At 28.5% G+C, this 20,175-nt stretch carries 23 protein-coding genes; 22 read left to right on the top strand and 1 reads right to left on the bottom strand.

The window, feature by feature from the left end; translation table 11 throughout:
- Positions 1-33: 33 nt before the first annotated feature.
- Genes EIH23_RS00860 through EIH23_RS00840 form a run of 5 tightly spaced genes read left to right on the top strand, consistent with a single transcriptional unit; the run spans position 34 to position 6,391 of the window.
- A complete protein-coding gene (locus EIH23_RS00860; protein WP_122638314.1) occupies positions 34-1,596 on the top strand; it encodes an L-lactate permease in 1,563 nt (520 codons plus the stop codon).
- A 27-nt stretch (positions 1,597-1,623) separates the two neighbouring features.
- Positions 1,624-2,952 (top strand): nickel-dependent lactate racemase, encoded by a 1,329-nt coding sequence (gene larA / locus EIH23_RS00855; RefSeq protein ID WP_122638313.1) that lies wholly within the window; start codon positions 1,624-1,626, stop codon positions 2,950-2,952.
- A gap of 19 nt (positions 2,953-2,971) precedes the next feature.
- Positions 2,972-3,760, top strand: a complete 789-nt coding sequence (locus tag EIH23_RS00850; protein ID WP_122638312.1) for an electron transfer flavoprotein subunit beta/FixA family protein — start codon at positions 2,972-2,974, stop codon at positions 3,758-3,760.
- 12 nt (positions 3,761-3,772) lie between these two features.
- A complete protein-coding gene (locus EIH23_RS00845) occupies positions 3,773-4,984 on the top strand; it encodes an electron transfer flavoprotein subunit alpha/FixB family protein (RefSeq protein WP_122638311.1) in 1,212 nt (403 codons plus the stop codon).
- 15 nt (positions 4,985-4,999) lie between these two features.
- Positions 5,000-6,391, top strand: a complete 1,392-nt coding sequence (locus EIH23_RS00840; protein ID WP_122638310.1) for an FAD-binding oxidoreductase — start codon at positions 5,000-5,002, stop codon at positions 6,389-6,391.
- 58 nt (positions 6,392-6,449) lie between these two features.
- Here the strand turns inward: EIH23_RS00840 and EIH23_RS00835 are convergent, their stop codons facing one another.
- Complete coding sequence (locus EIH23_RS00835) at positions 6,450-7,718, bottom strand: nucleotidyltransferase (protein ID WP_122638309.1); 1,269 nt, start codon at positions 7,716-7,718, stop codon at positions 6,450-6,452.
- Positions 7,719-8,106: 388 nt separating this feature from the next.
- Here EIH23_RS00835 and EIH23_RS00830 point away from each other — a divergent pair, with 388 nt between their 5' ends.
- The 17 genes from EIH23_RS00830 to xseB all read left to right on the top strand — a co-directional run bounded on the left by EIH23_RS00830 (position 8,107) and on the right by xseB (position 20,175).
- Positions 8,107-9,303, top strand: a complete 1,197-nt coding sequence (locus EIH23_RS00830; protein ID WP_122638308.1) for an acetate kinase — start codon at positions 8,107-8,109, stop codon at positions 9,301-9,303.
- Positions 9,304-9,463: 160 nt separating this feature from the next.
- On the top strand, positions 9,464-9,991 hold the full coding sequence (locus EIH23_RS00825; RefSeq protein WP_122638307.1) for a YceD family protein: 528 nt from the start codon (positions 9,464-9,466) through the stop codon (positions 9,989-9,991).
- Positions 9,992-10,004: 13 nt separating this feature from the next.
- Complete coding sequence (gene rpmF, locus EIH23_RS00820; protein WP_122638306.1) at positions 10,005-10,181, top strand: 50S ribosomal protein L32; 177 nt, start codon at positions 10,005-10,007, stop codon at positions 10,179-10,181.
- 151 nt (positions 10,182-10,332) lie between these two features.
- Entirely contained in the window at positions 10,333-11,367 is a 1,035-nt protein-coding gene (plsX, locus tag EIH23_RS00815; protein ID WP_122638305.1) for a phosphate acyltransferase PlsX, read from the top strand.
- 108 nt (positions 11,368-11,475) lie between these two features.
- Complete coding sequence (gene spoIIIAA / locus EIH23_RS00810) at positions 11,476-12,444, top strand: stage III sporulation protein AA (RefSeq protein ID WP_122638304.1); 969 nt, start codon at positions 11,476-11,478, stop codon at positions 12,442-12,444.
- A complete protein-coding gene (locus tag EIH23_RS00805) occupies positions 12,434-12,955 on the top strand; it encodes a stage III sporulation protein AB (protein ID WP_122638303.1) in 522 nt (173 codons plus the stop codon). The genes spoIIIAA and EIH23_RS00805 overlap by 11 nt, the downstream gene beginning before the upstream one ends.
- A 10-nt stretch (positions 12,956-12,965) precedes the next feature.
- Entirely contained in the window at positions 12,966-13,163 is a 198-nt protein-coding gene (spoIIIAC, locus tag EIH23_RS00800) for a stage III sporulation protein AC (RefSeq protein ID WP_122638302.1), read from the top strand.
- 24 nt (positions 13,164-13,187) lie between these two features.
- Positions 13,188-13,565 (top strand): stage III sporulation protein AD, encoded by a 378-nt coding sequence (gene spoIIIAD, locus EIH23_RS00795; RefSeq protein ID WP_243113296.1) that lies wholly within the window; start codon positions 13,188-13,190, stop codon positions 13,563-13,565.
- A 14-nt stretch (positions 13,566-13,579) separates the two neighbouring features.
- Positions 13,580-14,764: a stage III sporulation protein AE gene (gene spoIIIAE, locus EIH23_RS00790; protein ID WP_122638300.1), complete on the top strand. Its 1,185-nt coding sequence runs from the start codon at positions 13,580-13,582 to the stop codon at positions 14,762-14,764.
- Positions 14,765-14,775: 11 nt separating this feature from the next.
- Positions 14,776-15,357 (top strand): stage III sporulation protein AF, encoded by a 582-nt coding sequence (locus EIH23_RS00785; RefSeq protein ID WP_122638299.1) that lies wholly within the window; start codon positions 14,776-14,778, stop codon positions 15,355-15,357.
- Between the two features lie 14 nt (positions 15,358-15,371).
- Complete coding sequence (locus EIH23_RS00780; protein ID WP_122638298.1) at positions 15,372-15,926, top strand: stage III sporulation protein AG; 555 nt, start codon at positions 15,372-15,374, stop codon at positions 15,924-15,926.
- 30 nt (positions 15,927-15,956) lie between these two features.
- Positions 15,957-16,628: a SpoIIIAH-like family protein gene (locus tag EIH23_RS00775; RefSeq protein ID WP_122638297.1), complete on the top strand. Its 672-nt coding sequence runs from the start codon at positions 15,957-15,959 to the stop codon at positions 16,626-16,628.
- A 173-nt stretch (positions 16,629-16,801) separates the two neighbouring features.
- Entirely contained in the window at positions 16,802-17,206 is a 405-nt protein-coding gene (locus tag EIH23_RS00770) for an Asp23/Gls24 family envelope stress response protein (protein WP_122638296.1), read from the top strand.
- A 75-nt stretch (positions 17,207-17,281) separates the two neighbouring features.
- A complete protein-coding gene (gene nusB, locus EIH23_RS00765) occupies positions 17,282-17,797 on the top strand; it encodes a transcription antitermination factor NusB (protein WP_122638295.1) in 516 nt (171 codons plus the stop codon).
- Entirely contained in the window at positions 17,778-18,746 is a 969-nt protein-coding gene (locus EIH23_RS00760) for a Kae1-like domain-containing protein (RefSeq protein ID WP_243113288.1), read from the top strand. Before nusB ends, EIH23_RS00760 begins: the two co-directional genes overlap by 20 nt.
- A gap of 2 nt (positions 18,747-18,748) precedes the next feature.
- Complete coding sequence (xseA, locus tag EIH23_RS00755; RefSeq protein ID WP_122638294.1) at positions 18,749-19,957, top strand: exodeoxyribonuclease VII large subunit; 1,209 nt, start codon at positions 18,749-18,751, stop codon at positions 19,955-19,957.
- A 2-nt stretch (positions 19,958-19,959) separates the two neighbouring features.
- Positions 19,960-20,175, top strand: coding sequence for an exodeoxyribonuclease VII small subunit (xseB, locus tag EIH23_RS00750; RefSeq protein WP_122638293.1), 216 nt, complete (start codon positions 19,960-19,962; stop codon positions 20,173-20,175).

The raw sequence follows: 20,175 nt of genomic DNA, 5'->3' as shown, positions 1-20,175 counted from the left end.
GACAAATTAATAAAATTTTAAGGGGGATCCTTGATGAATGAGTATATTTTATTTATTCTAGCTATAATTCCTATTATTTGGCTTATAGTATCTTTAGGAGTAATGAAATTACCAGCACACAAAACATGTTTTTTCACAGTTATTCTTACAATAGTCATAGCACTTGTATTTTGGAAAATGCCAGTATTAAATGTAGCCACAGCCACATTAGAGGGAATGGCAGTAGCTTTATGGCCAATTTTATTAGTTATAGTTGCAGCACTATTTACTTATAACTTAGCTGTTGAAACTAAAACTATGGACACTATGAAAAATATGTTATCTAGTATTACCACAGATAAGAGAATACAAGTTCTTATACTAGCATGGGGATTTGGTGGATTTTTAGAAGCTGTTGCAGGATATGGAACAGCAGTAGCAATACCAGCTAGTATATTAGCATCTCTAGGTTTTAATCCCATATTTGCAGCAATAATATGTCTTATCGCAAACACTGTTCCAACAGCATTCGGAGCTATAGGAATACCAGTATCAACACTAGCATCAGTCACAGGATTAGATGTTCTTCAATTAAGTTATGTAACTTCACTTCAATTATCAGGATTTATTGTATTAATTCCTTTTGCATTAGTTATCTTAACTCAAAAAAGTTTTAAGGCCATTAAAGGGGTATTTTTTATAACTTTAATATCTGGGATAACGTTTGCTATACCTCAGGTTTTCGTAGCGAAATACTTAGGAGCAGAATTACCTGCACTAATAGGAAGCTTATGCAGTATGTTATGTACCATACTTATGGCTAAGGCTATGAATAAAAAATCTAATAAAAATATAAACTCACAAGACAAAAATGGATCTACAATTTCTAAATATGTATCAGTAGTATCTACTAGAGAAGGGATACTTGCATGGTTGCCATACATACTTTTATGTATATTAATATTAATTGCCAGCCCATTGTGTAAAGGAATAAATACACTATTGGCTAGATTTAGCAGTACAATACAAATTTATAGTGGAGAAGGAGCATCACCTACATCATTTGTATGGATAAATACACCAGGTATGATAATAATAATTTCAACATTCATTGCAGGATTAATACAAAAAGTAAAAATAGGGAAAATGATAGATGTTTTTATAAGAACTGTAAAGCAACTTTCTAAATCATTTGTAACTATTATGTCAATAGTTGCAATTTCAAAAGTTATGTCTCACAGTGGAATGACTAGCTCAATATCATTTGGTCTATGTGCAATAACTGGAAATATGTATCCATTAATATCACCATTACTAGGAGCTATAGGAACATTTGTAACAGGAAGTGATACATCAGCAAATATATTATTCGGTGGACTTCAGGTAGAAGCTGCTAAATCTTTATCTATAGATCCATACTGGATAGCAGCAGCGAATACAGCAGGTGCTACTGCTGGTAAGATGATATCACCTCAGAGTATAGCAATTGCAACTTCAGCAACTGGATTAATAGGTAGTGAAGGGAAGATATTTGGTTCAACACTAAAATTTTGTTTAGGATATGTATTGATACTTGGTATTTTAGTTTATATAGGAAGTTTTTTACCATTTATATAAGATAAAAATTATTATAAGGAGGAATGTATGTCGATTTTAAGAGTACCTTATTCAAAGGTGGGAATGGAGTTAAATATTCCAGATGAAAACTTATTAGCGGTATTAAAATCAAAGGCTCACAACTATGTAGTTGATAAAACTCAAGAAGAGATAGTGGAAGAATCTATGAATAATCCAATAGGTTCAGTGAGATTAGAAGAATTAGCTAAAGGTAAAAAGAGTGTAGTAATAATAACTAGTGACCATACTAGACCTGTTCCCAGTAAAGTTACTATGCCTATAATTTTAAGAAGATTAAGAGACGGTAATCCAGATATAAATATAAAGATAATAGTTGCAACTGGATTTCATAGACCAAGCACTAAAGAAGAATTAATTTACAAGATGGGTGAAGAAATAGTAAATAATGAAGAGATTATAATGCATGTGTCTACAGATGATAGTGCAATGGTTAAAGCTGGAGTACTTCCATCTGGAGGAGACTTCTATTTAAATAAGGTAGCTTTTGAAGCAGATTTATTAATAGCAGAAGGATTTATAGAACCACATTTCTTTGCTGGATTTTCAGGAGGAAGAAAAAGTATACTTCCAGGAATTGCATCAGCTAAAACTATTATGTATAACCACTGTAGTGAATTTATAGATAGTAAGAATGCAAGAACAGGGATACTTAAAAATAATCCTATTCATAAAGATATGGTTTATGCGGCAAAAACTGCTAAGCTAGCATTTATAGTCAATGTAGTTATAGATAAAGATAAAAAAGTAATAGCATCATTTGCAGGTGATGTAGATAAAGCTCATAAGGCAGGATGTGAATTTGTAACTAATTTATCTAAAATAGATGCTCAAATGGCAGATATAGTAGTAAGTACAAATGGAGGATACCCATTAGATCAGAATATATATCAATCTGTAAAAGGTATGACTGCAGCTGAGGCAACATGTATAGAAGGTGGAGTCATAATTATGGTATCAGCTTGTAATGATGGTCATGGAGGGCAATCTTTTTATGATAACATAGCAAATGCAAAATCACCAAGTGAAATATTAGAAAATGTAAGAAAAGTTAAAAAGAGTGATACAGTACCGGATCAATGGGAATTTCAAATATTAGCTAGAATACTAGAAAAATATACTGTAATAATGGTGACAGATAAGTGTAGCCCTAATATGATAAAAAGTATGCATATGAAACATGCATATACATTTAAAGAAGCTTTAGAGATGGCATTTGAAATAAAAGGAAATGATGCAAAAGTAGCAGTTATTCCAGATGGCGTATCTGTAATAGTAAAGTCAAAGGAAAATATTAATGTAGATTCTAATAAAGAGGAAACTGTATCAATTAAATAAAAGTATTGGAGGAGTAATAATGGAGATTTTAACATGTATAAAACAAGTTCCAGGTACAACAGAGTTGGAAGTTGACGAAGCTACAGGTGTTTTAAAAAGGGATGGTGTAGATTCAAAAATGAACCCTTATGACTTATTTGCACTTGAAACTGCACTTAGAATAAAAAAAGAACATAATGCAACATTAAAGGTAATAACAATGGGGCCACCTCAAGCTAAACAAATCATAGAAGAAAGCTTTATGATGGGGGCAGATGAAGGAGCTATAATAAGTGATAGGAAGTTTGCAGGAGCAGATGTTTTAGCAACATCTTATACAATATCTCAAGGTATAAAGAAAATGGGTAATCCAGATATTATAATTTGTGGTAAGCAAACTACAGATGGTGATACTGCTCAAGTAGGTCCTGAAGTAGCTGAATTTTTAAATATACCTCATGTTACAAATGTAACTAAAATAATAGAAGTAAAAGAAGATAGCATAATAGTTGAAATTGATATGCCAAATACATTAGAAGTATGTGAAATAAAATATCCATGTTTGATGACAGTAGAAAAAGATATATTCCAACCAAGACTTCCTTCATTTAAATTAAAAATAGAAACAAAAAACAGAGAAATACCGATATACTCATTAAATGACTTTGAAGATAAAAATGAAATGAATTATGGTTTGAATGGATCTCCAACTCAAGTTTTAAAAATATTCCCTCCAACACCAAATACAGATAAGGATATATTAAGAGGAAGTGCTGATGATCTAAGTGAAGCACTATCAAATAAATTAAAGGATTTAAAATTAATTTAAGGGGGATTTAAAATGGCAAGAATAGTTGTAAATATGGAAAAAATTCAAGATATAAAAAGTGTTTTAGAAGTATGTCCTTTTGGCGCAATGGAGGAGAAAAATGGTCAAATAGAAATTGGTGCAGGGTGTAAAATGTGTAAGTTATGCGTAAAAAATGGACCAAAGGGAGCTTTTGAATTTATAGAAGAAAAAAGAGAAAGCATAAATAAAGATGAATGGAGAGGAATAACAGTATATGTAGATCATCATGAAGGAGAAATACATCCAGTAACATATGAACTTATAGGTAAAGCTCGTGAAATGGCTACAAAAATAAATCATCCAGTATACTGTGTATTTGTAGGTCAGAATATAAAAGATAAATGTGATGATTTACTAGCGTATGGTGTAGATGAAGTATTTGTATATGATGATGAAGAATTTAAAGAGTTTAGAATAGAACCATACACAGCTGCAGTAGAAGATTATATTCATAATATTAAGCCTACAATAATGTTAGTTGGTGGAACTACATTAGGTAGATCTTTAGCTCCAAGACTTGCTGCTAGATTTAAAACAGGTCTTACAGCTGATTGTACGATACTTGATATACAAGAAAATACTGATTTAGATCAAATAAGACCAGCCTTTGGTGGTAATATAATGGCTCATATTCACACTCCTAATCATAGACCACAATTTGCAACAGTAAGATATAAAATATTCTCAGCGCCAGAGAAAATAGAATCACCAACAGGAAAGGTAACATTATGTAGTATAAATAAAGAAAAATTAATATCTAAAATAAATGTTTTAGATGTTAAACCTAAAACCAAAGAAGTTGGGCTTGAAGATGCAGAAGTTATAGTAGTTGCAAGTAGAGCAATAAAAAAAGAGGAAGATATGCAAATGATATATAAGTTAGCAGATAAACTAGGAGCACAAGTAGGTGGAACTAGACCTATGGTAGAAGCTGGATGGTTAGATCCTAGAAAGCAAATAGGTCTTAGTGGTAGAACTGTAAAACCTAAGTTAATAATAACTTGTGGAGTTTCTGGAGCTGTTCAATTTGTAGCAGGTATGAGCGGATCTGATTATATAATCGCTATAAATAAAGATGAAAAAGCACCTATATTTGATGTAGCAAATATGGCTTTAATAGGTGATATTTATGAAATAATACCTAAATTAATAGAAAAAATAGATGAAAAAAGTTTACAAATAGCTGCAACAGCTGAAGAATAGTAAGGGGGGATTATTATGTATAAGACTATTGATAAAAATGATATAGATTTTTTACTTAGTATTTGTGATAAGGAGGATGTAATTGTTGGTGATGAAATAAGTGAAGATTTTTCTCATGATGAATTAGGTGGAGTTGAGAAATATCCAGAAGTTCTTATAACTGCGCGTAGTACAGAACAGGTATCTAAAATAATGAAATATGCTTATGAAAATAATATACCTGTAACACCAAGAGGGCAAGGAACAGGTCTTGTAGGAGCATCAGTAGCAATACATGGTGGTATAATGATTAACTTAAGCAAAATGGATAAAATATTAGAATTAGATGAGGAAAATTTAACATTAACAGTTGAACCAGGAGTTCTTCTTATGACTATAGGTCAATATGTACAAGAAAAAGATTTATTTTACCCACCAGACCCAGGAGAAAAAAGTGCTACTATAGCAGGAAATATAAATACTAATGCAGGTGGAATGAGAGCTGTTAAATACGGTGTAACTAGAGACTATGTAAGAGGACTTGAAGTTGTGCTTCCTAATGGTGAAGTAATAAATGTAGGAGGGAAGGTAGTTAAAAATAGTTCGGGATATGCAATAAAAGATTTAATTGTTGGTTCTGAAGGTACTTTAGGCATAGTAACTAAGGCTACATTAAAGTTATTACCACTTCCTAAAAAAGCTATAAGTTTATTGATACCATTTCCAAATTTAGAGATGGCAATAAATACTGTGCCTAAAATAATAAAATCAAAGTCAATCCCAACAGCTGTAGAATTTATGGAAAGAGATGTTATTCTTGCAGCAGAAGATTTTCTAGGTAAAAAATTCCCAGATAATACATCTGATGCATACTTATTATTAACATTTGATGGAAATACAAAAGAAGAAATTGAAAAAGAATATGAAAAAGTTGCTAAACTTTGTTTAGAGTGTGGGGCATATGATGTATTTATATCTGATACACAAGAAAGAAATGATTCTATCTGGTCTGCTAGAGGCGCATTTTTAGAAGCTATAAAAGCATCTACAACTGAGATGGATGAATGTGATGTTGTAGTTCCTAGAGATAAAGTTGCTGAATTTATAAAATATACTCATGACTTACAAGAAGAGTTAAATGTTAGAATAAAAAGTTTTGGTCATGCAGGTGATGGAAATTTACATGTATATGTACTTAGAGATGATATGAGTGAAGACGAGTGGAATGCAAAATTAAGTGAAACTTTTAATCATATGTATGGCAAGGCTAGGGTATTAAGAGGTCAAGTTTCAGGCGAACATGGTATAGGATATGCTAAAAAAGAATACTTACACGAATCTCAAAGTGAAGTGTATATGGATATAATAAAAAATATAAAATCTGCTTTTGATCCTAAAAATTTATTGAATCCAGGAAAAATATATTAAATAAAAATAAAGCTACCACCAAAATTTAAAATTGGTGGTAGCTTGTAATTTTAATTTTTTATTTAACATAGATTGGTGATTGATAGAAGTCCATAGGTCCTTTTAGTAAATTCATATTATTTTTATAATAAATCATATTATACATATTACTTGCTTTTATATCATAGTCGATTAAAGTTTTAAATTTAATATCATCTAAAGCAAAAGTAATTTTTGAAAATTTATTTATAATATTAACATCAGAATTTATTTTTATAGTTTTTAAAATTTCTCGACCCTTATCATTAAAAGCTAAAACTCTTATATAAGGTATATAGTTCATATCTTTAACAAGATTGATATCATCTTTAGTTATACCAAGTAAGATGTTGTTAAGTATACGTTTAATTTTAGTTAAAGTATATCTTTTCGATTTTACTAAGGAATGTAAATCATTTAAGGATTTAGAATTAAATATACTTTGGTAAATTTTATTTTCTATTCCTTCATTAACATCAAAATAAGAATCTAGATTATTACTATCTCTAAGTATTATTGATGATAGAATATCAAAAAACATTTCATCAAAGATAGGATTAAAATTATTAGATATTTTATCTTTTATTATATTAAAAGTTGGTACAGGAACTACATTTGATGCAAATGAAATATCATCAGATTCTTTTAATGCTGCCCTTATTGCTGTGGCAGAGCAAATAGAACTACTTATTTCTTCTGAGTTATATTCAGAACTCATCCTTGTAATAGTAAAAGGTGTTATAGTACTTTTTAATTTTAGTATACTCTTTATATACTCTATACCTAAAATATTATTAGATGAATTAAGTATATCCAAAAGTTCATCTTTAGATATAGTAACTAAATTATTTTCATTTATATAATCAAATAAAGCATTACTTCTTGCTGTAGGGAAAAGTATGCCATCATCTAAATATTTTCTTAAATATAACTTAAATGAATCAGGTTCATCAACTAATATTTTTGAAATTGCATAAAGTATATCTATTTCACCAACCTCACTACCAAAACAAATAGAATTTATACAATTTAAAGAATTTAATGTAGTTATTGCACCATGAGAAAAAATTTCTGCACTTTGGCAAGCAAATAAAGTAGGTAATTCAATAACTAAATCAACGCCATTTTCTACAGCTGCCTTGGCTCTAGTATATTTATCAAATAAAGCAGGTTCTCCTCTTTGAAGAAAATTACCACTCATAATAGCAACTGTGTGTGTAGCCTTAGTTATTTCTTTAGATTTTGTTAGATGATATAAGTGCCCATTATGAAATGGATTATATTCTACAACTAGTCCAAGTATATTCATAAAATTTCTCCTTTGTTTAATCATTAAAGTATGTTACAAATAAAAATTATATATAATTTTCAAATTAAAATAAATATAAAAAATAGAGGTATGTAAGATCTAATCTAGAAACTTATCAGTAATGTATAAGTTAAATAAGTTTAAAATAATTAATATTCATATAATAATATTAGGTTAAATAGAAAAATAATACCTAGGAAAAGTATTTTGAAATATACATTAAATATTCTGTAAATACTATGTACTTTTAATATAAAAAGTGATATATTAATTATGATAAATGTTTACTGTATACAAAATTTCATTTAGAAATCGTACAAAAATTGTTAAATTTAAAGTCTTAATAGACTTGTTAAAAGATATTGATAAAATTTAAGGAGGTATACTAATGAAAGTATTAGTATTAAACTGTGGTAGTTCTTCATTAAAATATCAATTAATAGATATGTCAAATGAAGCTGTTTTATGTGTAGGTTTAGTTGAAAGAATAGGTATAGAAGGTTCTATACTTAAGCAAGAAAAAGATGGTGTAGAAGGTAAGTACATAGTTGAACAACCAATGAAAAACCATGAAGATGCTATAAAATTAGTATTAGACGCTGTTCTTGATCCAACTTACGGTGGAGTAAAAGAAATGAGCGAAATAGAAGCTGTTGGACACAGAGTTGTACACGGTGGTGAAAAGTTCGCTTCATCAGTAGTAATAACTGAAGAAGTTGAAAATACAATAAAAGAATGTATAGATTTAGCTCCACTTCACAACCCAGCAAACATAATGGGAATAGATGCTTGTAAAGCTATACTTCCAGGAGTACCAATGGTAGCTGTATTTGATACTGCTTTCCATCAAACAATGCCTAAAAAATCTTACTTATATGGTTTACCTCATGAGTTATACTCTAAGTACGGTGTAAGAAGATACGGATTCCACGGAACTTCTCACAAGTATGTATCTCAAAGAGCTGCTGCTATGCTAGGTAAAAACATAGAAGATGTTAAAATAATAACTTGCCACTTAGGAAATGGAGCTTCTATAGCTGCTGTTGATGGTGGAAAATGTGTAGATACTTCTATGGGATTCACTCCATTAGAAGGATTAATAATGGGAACTAGATGTGGAGATATAGATCCAGCTATAATACCATTCTTAATGAGAAAAGAAAACTTAGATGCAGATGGAATAGATAACGTAATGAACAAGCAATCTGGAGTATACGGTATGACTGGTATATCAAGTGACTTCAGAGATATAGAAGATGCTGCTTCTAAAGGTGATGAAAAAGCTCAAGTTGCTTTAGATGCTTATGCTCAAAGAGTTAAGAAATATATAGGATCTTATGCTGCTGAAATGAACGGTGTTGATGCTGTTGTATTTACTGCTGGTGTAGGTGAAAATGGAATAGACATGAGAGAAGCTATAGCTTCAAATATGGAATTCTTAGGAATGAAGTTAGATAAAGAAGCTAACAAAGTTAGAGGTAAAGAAAGAGTAATATCTACAGAAGATTCTGCAGTTAAAATATTATTAATACCAACTAACGAAGAATTAATGATAGCTAGAGATACTGTAGCTTTAGTTAAATAATTAAAAATACTTTAATTGGATATAATAAAGTTAAGGTAGGTTAATCACCTACCTTAACTTATTTTCATATTATTTACAAATTTATCTATCAAGTAAAAATACTTGACAAACAATGAGGAGATTTGTATAATAAATTTGGCAATATTATTGAGGTGAAAAGATGATTATTAGTCTAGATAAATTAAACAGAAGAGAAACTGATAAATTAGACTTGAATTTTTCTCAAAAAATTGATACTATTAATTATTGTGATAGCACATATAAGCTAACTTCACCTATTAATGTAGAGGGTAAAATATCAAACACTAACAAAGGTTTATATATCGATGTTAATGTTAATTTTACACTTATGGACAACTGTTCAAGATGCTTAGATGAAGTGGAAGTACCTGTTAACTATGACATACAAGGATTCTTAGTAAAAGAAGACTTTGATGAAGATAGTTTTGAGGATGATGATGCTTTCATATATGATGGACAAGAAGTAAATCTTCTTGATATAATAGAACAGACTATAGATTTTAATTTAACTTCACAAGTACTTTGTGATGAAGATTGTCAAGGTCTTTGCCCAGGGTGCGGAGCTAACTTAAATAAAGAAGAATGTTCTTGTGATGAAACTGCGAACGACGAGGAGATTATAGATCCCCGTTTTGCTAAATTAAAAGATTTGTTTAAAAATGACTAAGGAGGTGGCGTAAATGGCAGTACCAAAGCGTAAAACGTCTAAATCAAAAACTAAAATGAGAAGAGCGGCTAACTCACAAATGACTGCAACTGGATTTGTAAGTTGTCCTCAATGTCATGAGCCAAAATTACCACATAGAGTGTGTCCTGATTGCGGATATTATAAAGGTAAAGAAGTTGTTTCTAAATAATAACTTCTAGAAAACATGTAGATTACTCTACATGTTTTTTTTTACTTGTATTTAATAATATATTAGTGCTCATTTAGAGTTAAATTTATAAATTTGATTTATAATATAAGGTAAGTGATTTTATAATACAAATTTAGGAGGGAAGATTATTATGAAGATTGTAGTGGATGGAATGGGTGGCGATAATGCACCTAAATCCAACGTAGAAGGCGTTGTAAGTGCAATTAAAGAATATAATGTAGATATAATAATAACTGGAGATAAAGATATATTAGAAAAGGAATTTTCTAATTATGAGTTTGATAAAAGTAAACTAGAGATAATACATACGACAGAGATAATTGAAAATGAAGATAAGCCTGTTAAAGCAATAAGATGTAAAAAAGACTCATCTATGGTAGTTGCTTTACAATTAGTAAAAGAAGGTAAGGCTGATGCCATAGTATCTGCAGGAAGCACAGGAGCTTTACTTGCAGGAGGGTTATTTGTAGTAGGTAGAATAAAGGGAATAGATAGACCTTGTCTTTGTCCAGCAATACCAAACGTAAAAAGAGGAATGACTTTAATTGCAGATGGTGGAGCTAACGCTGATTGCAAGGTTAGAAATTTAGTAGAATTTGCAGCTATGACAAATATATATTCGAAAAAAGTTTTAGGTATAGAAAATCCAAAAATATCATTAGCAAACATAGGATCAGAAGAAGGTAAAGGAAATGAGCTAGTAAAGCAGTCTTATGAAGAAATTAAAGGTATGGATTTAAACTTTATAGGTAATTTAGAAGCTAGAGATGTTATAAATGCTAAAGCAGATGTAATAGTATGTGATGGATTTACAGGTAATATACTATTAAAATCAGCAGAAGGTGTAGCAATGTCAGTTATGAAACTTTTAAAAGAAACATTTTTATCTAGTACAAAAGGAAAGCTAGGTGCAATGTTATTAAAAAATGATTTAAAAGAATTAAAAGATTTTATGGATTACTCTGAATATGGAGGAGCTCCGTTATTAGGGGTAAATGGAGGCGTTATAAAAGCTCATGGAAGTTCAAATTCTAAAGCTATAAAAAATGCTATAAACCAAGGTATAAAATTTGCTAAAGGTAATGTTTTAAAAGACATAGAGAATTTTGTACAAGAATCTAAAGAGAAAGAAGAAGCTAAAAAAATAAAAAATGAAGAGAAATAAAAAATAAAGCTACCTAATATTAGGTAGCTTTATTTTTTATTTTTAAGACTTGTAATAATTTATAGGACAAGTAAATATACATATATAAACGAGAAAGGAGGACAAGATATGAAAATTATATCTGATGAAATTATAAACTCTCTTTCGTTAAACTTAAGAGAAAAAATAAAAAAACTACCTAAAAGTAATCTTAATATAGAAGAAATTAGATTAAGGTCAGGAAAACCACTTATTTTAAATTCTAATAATAAAGATTATTTTTATAATGAAAAAGAAAATGAATTAGACCTAAATATGAATACGCCATATATAGTTACAAGAGAAGATATAGAACAAACCTTTCAAATAATATGTAAATATTCTATTCATACATTTATGGACGATATAACAAAAGGATTTATAACATTAAGAGGTGGGCATAGAGTTGGAATAGTTGGTAAGGTAATACTTGAAAATGGACAAGTAAAAAATATTAAGCATATATCATCTTTAAATATAAGGATTTCAAGAGAAATAATAGGGTGTTCTGATAAAGTGTTAGAACATATTGTCAAAGGAGAAAATCAAGTAAATAATACTTTGATTATATCACCACCTCAGTGTGGAAAGACAACATTGCTTAGAGATATAGTAAGAAATTTAAGTAATGGTAATAAAAAGTATGGATTTAAAGGAATGAAGGTTGCATTAATCGATGAACGTAATGAAATTGGAGGAGCATATTTAGGTGTTCCACAGATGGATGTAGGTATAAGAACAGATATTATAGAAACCTGCCCTAAGGATATAGGAATAATGATGCTTTTAAGGTCTATGTCACCTAATATAATAGTAACTGATGAAATAGGTAATGAAAAAGAAATAAAGGCATTATATACAGCTTTAAATGGCGGTGTAAGCCTAATTACTACGGTACATGGTAATTCTATTGATGATATACAAGGAAGAAAGGAATTAAGTCGCTTATTAGACAAAGAACTATTTAAGAAGGTTATAATTTTATCTGCACGAAAAGGCCCAGGAACGGTAGAAAAAATTTATGATTTAGAAGAAAAGAGATGGTATTTTGCAAATTAAAGTTATTATTATAGGAATTCTAGTAGGTTGTAGCTATCTAATAGGTGATTTTATACATAAGTCTTATATAAAGAGGCATAAAGAGATTAATGATCTCATAAGAATATTAGAGATAATAAGGATAGATTTATCCTTTGGGTTATATACATTAGAAGAAATATTTAGTCGAATAGGAGAGAAAAAAGAATATTGTTTTTACAAGTTCTTTAAAGCTTTAGCAAATGATTTAAATAGTAATAAGGAGAAAGTTTTAGATGAAATAGTAGAGGATAATTTATTTATTTTAACTAATGAAACATATTTACAAAACAAGGAGGTGGACGAGTTAAAAACGCTGATACTTATTTTAGGTAAAAGTGATGTTACATCTCAAGAAAGAATGATAAACCTTAGTGTAGAAAATTTAAAGAATTTAACTACAGATAGTAAAGAAGATATAAGCAAAAAAGGAAATTTGTACAAGCAACTTATTATGTTTTTAGGAATAGGGATAGGAATAATTTTAATATAGGAGGATAATCATGGATATAACTTTAATATTAAAAGTTGCAGGTGTAGGAATATTAATATCGGTGCTTAACATGGTTTTAGAGAAGGCAGATAGGAAAGACTGGGCAACTTTTACTAACTTAGCAGGTGTAATTATAGTTTTAGGAATAGTATTAACTGAAATAAGTGATTTATTTAATACTGTTAGAACAATGTTTCAGCTTTACTAAAGAGGAGGGATTATCTTGGAAGTAATGCAGTTAGTAGGTATTGCTATAATTTCTACAACCCTCTGTTTAGTAATAAAAAAAGATAGACCAGAAATCGCAAATTTTATAGCTATAATTACAGGTGTAATTATATTACTATCTGTAATATTTAAATTAAACTTTATCATAGAGGGAATACAAGATTTAGCTAATAAAGCGAATATACCCAATATGTATATAACTTTAATAATAAAATTAATTGGTATTGCATATATTATGGAGTTTGCTATTCAACTTTGTAATGATTGTGGAGAAAAAAATATAGCATCAAAGTTAGAGTTTGGAGGAAAAGTGATAGTTATGACTATGTCATTCCCTATACTTTTATCAATAGTAGAAATGATATTAAATATAATACCATAGGAGAATGATTACTTATGAAAAAAAATAAATTAGTTATTTTTATTATCTTATTTATTGTATTTAATACATTTACAATGTGTTTTGCACAAGATAATGAAAATAGTGAGGATTACAAAGGAGCCCAAAGCAGTATTGATTCTTATATAGATAATCAACTTAGTAATATAAATATAAGTGAAATAGAAAAATATATAAGAGAAGATGTTGCGGTTCAAAATATAGATTTAAAACAATTTGTAAAAGGCCTAATTAGTGGAGAAAATAATATATTAGATTTATTTGATAAAGATAAAATCGTATCTACAATATTTAGTGAGTTTAAAACGAGTTTAAGAGTAGCAACTATAATTTTAGTACTAGCTTTATTATCTTCTATATTAAAAAGCTTAGAAAACTCATTTTCATCAGGAGATATAAGCAAAATAACAACTTATATTATATTTATTACTATGGTATCTCTTACTTTGATTGGATTTAAGGATGTCTTAAGTATTTGCTATAAAACTATAGATAACACAATCGAACTAATGCAAGTATTAATGCCAATATTAATAACATTTCTAACTTTAATGGGATTTTCAATAACATCAACAGCTTTAAACCCAATATTTTTAGGTGGAGTAACTTTAATAAATATTATTTTTAAAAAGTTTATGTTTGCATCTATAACAATAGCATTTTCAGTTCTAATAATAAATAATTTATCAAAAAGTATAAAGTTAAATAAACTAGCATCTTTCATAAAAAATATAAATATAGTTACTATAGGAGCTATGTTTACTGTGTATTTAGGATTAGTATCTATTCAAGGAATATATGTAACCAGCTTTGATAAGTTTAGTGTAAAAACAGCTAAATTTGCAATTGGAAATTTTATTCCTGTAGTTGGAGGATTTGTATCAGATTCAGTAGATATATTACTATCTTCATCTCAACTTATAAAAAATGTTTTCGGAGGAATAGGACTAGTTTTATTAGTTGGTATTTGTTTAATACCAATTATAAAAGTATTATCAGTAATAGTTGTATATAAGGCAGCTGCAATTGTAGTAGAGCCTGTAGGTGAAGATGGAATGTCTAGTTTTTTGAATGATGTATCAAACTTAATGATTATAATGCTTGCTTGTGTAATTGCTATTATGATTATGTTTTTTGTTACTGTTGCAATACTAACATCAATAAGTGCAGTAACTCAATAGGGGGGAACTTTATGATGGAAGGTTTGAAGTCGTGGATTATAACAATTTTGATAGGTGCATTTATAGTAGGTATAGTCGATATGATATTACCAAAATCTAAAATGAAACCATATATAAGTGTTGTAGTAAATTTTATATTTGTATTTATAGTTATAACTCCCATAATTAATTTTTTCTCAGGAAACACTTCTTTAGAAGATAAAATCTTAAAGGTAATGAGCGACTATAATAAAGAATATTTAGAAAGTAGCAATAATCTTGCAAGTAAAAGCGGAACTAATAGTTTAGTTAATGGATATGAAGATGGATTAAAAGAAGTGTTAAAGTTAAAGCTAGACGAATATGGATATGATCTAGAAGATATAGAGTTTGACGGATCGGATATTAGTAATATAAAACTAAAAGAAAAAAATATTAGTAATAAAAGTGAAAAAGAGGACATACAATCTAATGAAAAAGAAAAAACTGAACAAGTATTTAACGAAGATGAAGGTGATAAAAAAGAATTAGAAGGAAATCTAAAAGAAGATGAACTTAAAGAAGACTTAGTCAAAATACTTGATGTTTCAATTGAAACTATAGAAATTGATTAATAGGGGTTGAGTAAATGTTTAAAAACTTAAATGAAAAAGATAAAAAAAAGATATACTCTCTATTATCTTTGGGAATTATTTGTGTACTAGCTTTAATAATAATATCTTGTATTCCTGATAATAAAAATATAAGCGACAATAATGATACATCACAAGCACAAGAGCCAAATACACAAGAAGTAAAATCTAGTGAAGAAGAAGATTTAGAAAAAAAATTGCAAAAAATATTATCTAAAATTAGTGGAGCTGGAGACGTAGATGTAATGATCACATTTGAATCAAGTGAAGAACAAGAACCAGCATATAATAGCAATACTACAACTGAGACAACTCAAGAAAAAGACTCTCAAGGTGGTGAAAGAACAGTTACAACTGAAAGTGAAAATAAAACAATGATAACTTCAAGTTCAAATACTCCAATTATATTAAAGACTAACGAAGCTAAAGTTAAGGGTGTAATAGTTGTTTCAAGCGGAGCAACGGATTCTAAAGTAAAAGAAACGCTTTATAGTGCAGTCCAAACAGCATTACAAATACAAGGGCATCAAGTTGAGATTTACTCAAAATAAATAAATATATATATAACCGGGGGGATAAAAATGAAATTTAATTATAAAAACAGAGGATTTGTAGTAATAACATTATCAGCTATGTTAGTTGTTGTTGGGGTGGCAAATTATCAACTTAGCAAGAAGTCAGCGTTAGGTGTTTCAGAAGAATTTAAAGCTTATGAACAAGCACAACTAGATAAAAACTCAGATAAGAGTGATAGTACAGAAGTTGGTATAGTAGATAGTAATTCAATTAAAGAAAGTGCTGATACTACGGATACTAATACTAGCCAAGTTGAAGAGAAGGTAACTGAAACAAGTAAAGAGATAGAAGAACAATTAACATCAGAAGCAAATATGCAAAAATCTTCATACATATTAGACATGAAAATGACTAGAGAAAAACAAAGAAATGATTTAGCAGAAGACTTAAATGAAATGATAAACAATCCATCAACATCAGAAGAAACAAGAAAAGAAGCTTCTGAGATGAAATTAAAATTAGTTAAAGATCAAGAAACTGAATTAAAAATAGAAAACTTGTTAAGCACAAAAGGATTTGAAAATGCTTTAGTATACATAAATGATGATGTAGTAAATGTAGTCGTAAATGAAAATGAATTAGAAAAAGAAGATGCAGCTAAAATATTTGACTTAGTAGCAGAACAATCTGGTGTAAAATATGAAAATATAAAAGTAATGAATAATAAAAGTGAATAATATTATGTAAAAAATCATATTGATTAGAAAAATAATAAAGTGGTTAATATATAAATATATTATAGTTGAAAATAATCCTCAGAATTTACTGAGGTTTATTTTCTTGCAAAGTTTAATAGTATTTGGTATTATAAATATAAAATAGTTCCTTAAATAGGGGGTAAGTATTTATCATGGAAAATAATAATTTTGGACAAGTTAAAATATCTAATGATGTAATAGCTACTATAGCAGGCCTTGCTGCACTAGAAGTTGAAGGCGTAGAGACTATCACAACTTTTACGGACAAACTATTAAAAAACAATAATGGTGTAAAGATACAAATAGAAGACGAGGACGTTAACTTAGATATAATGGTATTAATAGATTACGGAATATCAATACCAGATATAGCTTTAAAGATACAAGAAAATGTAAAAAATACTGTTGAAACAATGACAGGATTAAAAGTTTCTCAAGTAAATATACATATTCAAGGAATTAGCTTCAAGAAAGAAAAAACTGAGCTAGAAGAAGCAAGGAAAGAAGCAAAGATTGCAAAAAAAGAAGCTAAGAAAGAAGAATCTAAGAAAAATTAATATGGACCCTCTGAAAAATCAGAGGGTTTTTTATTGCAAAACGTATATAATAAAGACTGAAGGAGGATTTGACTGATGAAAAAAGAAAATATATCAAGAAAAGTAACTAGTAGAGAATATACAATGAAATTAATCTACCAAACTAGCATAACAAAAGAGGACGTAGAGGATTTAGACATGTTAGTTGATCAATTCATAGAAAATAATGAAGAATACATCTTAAATAGATATGAGGAGTTAAGACTACAACACTCAAACAATCCAGAGTTATGTTTAGATGGTATAAATATAGACGAAGCAATAGATAAAGAATACATAAAGAAAATATGTGTAACATTAGAAGAAAAAAATGAAATGATAGATGCTTTAATTAACTCTAATGCAAAAAACTGGACGGTAAATAGAATAGCAAAAGTAGACTTAGCTATATTAAAATTAGCTATAGCTGAAATAATTGCAATAGATGATGTACCACAAAAGGTTTCTGTAAATGAAGCGATAGAACTTGCAAAAATATACTGTGATGATAAATCTCCTAAATTTATAAATGGTATATTAGGAAGCGTTATAAGTGAACTTGAAGCAAAATAATATAATAATCGGAATTGATACTAGCTGCTATACAACTTCTATAGCAGCTATATCTTTAGATAAAGAAGTAATATTTAATAAAAAAATAATGCTTAAAGTTAAAGATAATTCAAATGGATTAAGGCAAAGTGAAGCTGTTTTTCAGCATATTAACAATTTAGGTGAAATAAGCAGTGAAATAAGTTCTATAATTGAAAAATATAATGTATGTGGTATATGTGCATCAACAAAACCAAGACCAGTAGAAAAATCATATATGCCTGTTTTTACTGTTGGTAGTAATTTTGGAAGATTATTTAGTACCTTAAATAATTGTCCTTTTTATGAAACTACTCATCAAGAGAATCATATTGAGGCAAGCCTTTTAACTAATATGATTAAAAATAAAAATAAGTTTTTATCTGTACATATGTCTGGAGGAACAACTGAAATTCTTTTAATAAATAATAACGGTTTAAATTATGATATAGAAATAGTTGGTGGAACTAAGGATGTAAGTTTTGGACAGCTTATAGACCGAATCGGAGTTAAAATGGGATATAAGTTTCCAGCAGGAAAATATTTAGATGAAAATGCTATGAATTGTAATGAAAGAATAGAATATGGACTAAAGACATCTGTAAAAGAAGGATATATGAATTTATCTGGTATAGAGAATCAGATAAATAAAATTATAAATGATTATAACCAAGAATATATAAGTAAATTATTATTAGATACTATATCTAGAAATATAATAAAATCTATATTATATATAAGCCAAAAGTGCAATGTAGATGAAGTTGTGTTTGCAGGTGGAGTATCTGCAAGTAAATATGTATCTAATAAGGTTAAAAATGAATTAAGGAAGAATAAAATAGAATCATATTTTACTAAAAGTGAATATTCAACTGATAATGCAGTAGGATGTGCAATAATAGGTTTAAAAAACTTTTACTTAGGAGAGTAGATATGAAATTAAGAGCCTTAGATATAAGTGAAGCAAATTCATATATAAAAAGAATTCTAATAAATGACCCAATATTATATAACCTTAAAGTAAAAGGCGAAATATCAAACTTAAAAATACATAGCAGTGGAAATGTGTATCTTTCGTTAAAAGATCAAAACTCTAAGTTAAACTGTGTTATATTTAAAAATAATTATGATAAAAGTATGGATTTACATGATGGTATTAAAATAATTGCTAGTGGATACATATCTGTTTATGAAAGAGATGGATCTTACCAATTATATATAAACTCAATTGAAATAGAGGGAGTAGGAAATCTTTATATAGAATTTAATAAATTAAAAGAAAAATTAAGTAAAGAAGGTTTATTTGATCATAGATATAAAAAAGCCATACCTAAAATACCAAAAGCAATAGGTGTAGTTACTTCTCCTACAGGCGCAGTAATAAGGGATATAATAAATGTTATAAAAAGAAGGTATCCTAAAATTGATATAAAGCTATATCCAGTAAATGTACAAGGAGCCAATTCTGCAAATGATATTTGTGAAGGAATTAAATTTTTTAACAATATGAAAAATGTAGATACTATAATTGTAGGTAGAGGTGGAGGATCAATAGAAGAACTTTGGTCTTTTAATGAAGAAATCGTTGCTAGAGAAGTGTTTAATTCTCAAATACCAATAATATCAGCAGTAGGACATGAAACAGATTTTACAATATGTGACTTTGTATCTGATATGAGAGCTCCGACTCCTTCAGCAGCAGCAGAAATAGCAACCCCATCTTTAAATGATTTAGAGTTTAAATTAAATAATATAAAAAATAGAATGAATAAATCTTTAAATAGCCAGGTTCAAATAGATAAACATAGGTTAAATTCAGCCTTTGAAAAGATAAATAATTACCTAGAATCATACATAATAAAAGATAATATTATACAATTAGACAAAATATATGATAAAATAAATTTTGAAGTCGAAAATAATCTTAAGTTTGAGAAGCAAAGATTAGCTAATACTGGAGCTATACTTCATAACTTGAGTCCGCTATCTACAATAGATAGAGGATATAGTATAGTTCAAAAAGAAGGTAAAGTTATAAATAGCATTAAAGAAGTAAAATTTAAAGATGATATAGATATAATATTAAAAGATGGAAATGTAGAATGTATTATAGAAAAAATAATAAGTAAAAAAGAGGTATAGATATGGATTTAACATATGAACAAGCTTATACAAAATTAGAAGGAATTTTAGAAAAGCTAGAGTCTAAGGGTGCAAGCTTAGATGAATCATTAAGTTTATATGAAGAAGGAATAAGTCTTTATAAATATTGTAATAAATTACTGGAAGATGCTCAATTAAAAATAAGTAAATTTAATGCCCTAGGAGTAGAAGAAGACTTAGATATGAGGGAGGAATAA

The organism is Romboutsia sp. Marseille-P6047 (assembly GCF_900604535.1).
Lineage (GTDB): Bacteria > Bacillota > Clostridia > Peptostreptococcales > Peptostreptococcaceae > Romboutsia_E.
The sequence above is the reverse complement of the archived record's forward strand: the minus strand, read 5'-3'. Positions and strand labels throughout refer to the sequence as shown.

Bases quoted from the DNA above. Each gene is read 5' to 3' on its own strand.
- EIH23_RS00860 (WP_122638314.1), top strand. From the start codon at position 34: ATGAATGAGTATATTTTATTTATTCTAGCTATAATTCCTATTATTTGG.
- larA (WP_122638313.1), top strand. From the start codon at position 1,624: ATGTCGATTTTAAGAGTACCTTATTCAAAGGTGGGAATGGAGTTAAAT.
- EIH23_RS00850 (WP_122638312.1), top strand. From the start codon at position 2,972: ATGGAGATTTTAACATGTATAAAACAAGTTCCAGGTACAACAGAGTTG.
- EIH23_RS00845 (WP_122638311.1), top strand. From the start codon at position 3,773: ATGGCAAGAATAGTTGTAAATATGGAAAAAATTCAAGATATAAAAAGT.
- EIH23_RS00840 (WP_122638310.1), top strand. From the start codon at position 5,000: ATGTATAAGACTATTGATAAAAATGATATAGATTTTTTACTTAGTATT.
- EIH23_RS00835 (WP_122638309.1), bottom strand. From the start codon at position 7,718: ATGAATATACTTGGACTAGTTGTAGAATATAATCCATTTCATAATGGG.
- EIH23_RS00830 (WP_122638308.1), top strand. From the start codon at position 8,107: ATGAAAGTATTAGTATTAAACTGTGGTAGTTCTTCATTAAAATATCAA.
- EIH23_RS00825 (WP_122638307.1), top strand. From the start codon at position 9,464: ATGATTATTAGTCTAGATAAATTAAACAGAAGAGAAACTGATAAATTA.
- rpmF (WP_122638306.1), top strand. From the start codon at position 10,005: ATGGCAGTACCAAAGCGTAAAACGTCTAAATCAAAAACTAAAATGAGA.
- plsX (WP_122638305.1), top strand. From the start codon at position 10,333: ATGAAGATTGTAGTGGATGGAATGGGTGGCGATAATGCACCTAAATCC.
- spoIIIAA (WP_122638304.1), top strand. From the start codon at position 11,476: ATGAAAATTATATCTGATGAAATTATAAACTCTCTTTCGTTAAACTTA.
- spoIIIAC (WP_122638302.1), top strand. From the start codon at position 12,966: ATGGATATAACTTTAATATTAAAAGTTGCAGGTGTAGGAATATTAATA.
- spoIIIAD (WP_243113296.1), top strand. From the start codon at position 13,188: ATGCAGTTAGTAGGTATTGCTATAATTTCTACAACCCTCTGTTTAGTA.
- spoIIIAE (WP_122638300.1), top strand. From the start codon at position 13,580: ATGAAAAAAAATAAATTAGTTATTTTTATTATCTTATTTATTGTATTT.
- EIH23_RS00785 (WP_122638299.1), top strand. From the start codon at position 14,776: ATGATGGAAGGTTTGAAGTCGTGGATTATAACAATTTTGATAGGTGCA.
- EIH23_RS00780 (WP_122638298.1), top strand. From the start codon at position 15,372: ATGTTTAAAAACTTAAATGAAAAAGATAAAAAAAAGATATACTCTCTA.
- EIH23_RS00775 (WP_122638297.1), top strand. From the start codon at position 15,957: ATGAAATTTAATTATAAAAACAGAGGATTTGTAGTAATAACATTATCA.
- EIH23_RS00770 (WP_122638296.1), top strand. From the start codon at position 16,802: ATGGAAAATAATAATTTTGGACAAGTTAAAATATCTAATGATGTAATA.
- nusB (WP_122638295.1), top strand. From the start codon at position 17,282: ATGAAAAAAGAAAATATATCAAGAAAAGTAACTAGTAGAGAATATACA.
- xseA (WP_122638294.1), top strand. From the start codon at position 18,749: ATGAAATTAAGAGCCTTAGATATAAGTGAAGCAAATTCATATATAAAA.
- xseB (WP_122638293.1), top strand. From the start codon at position 19,960: ATGGATTTAACATATGAACAAGCTTATACAAAATTAGAAGGAATTTTA.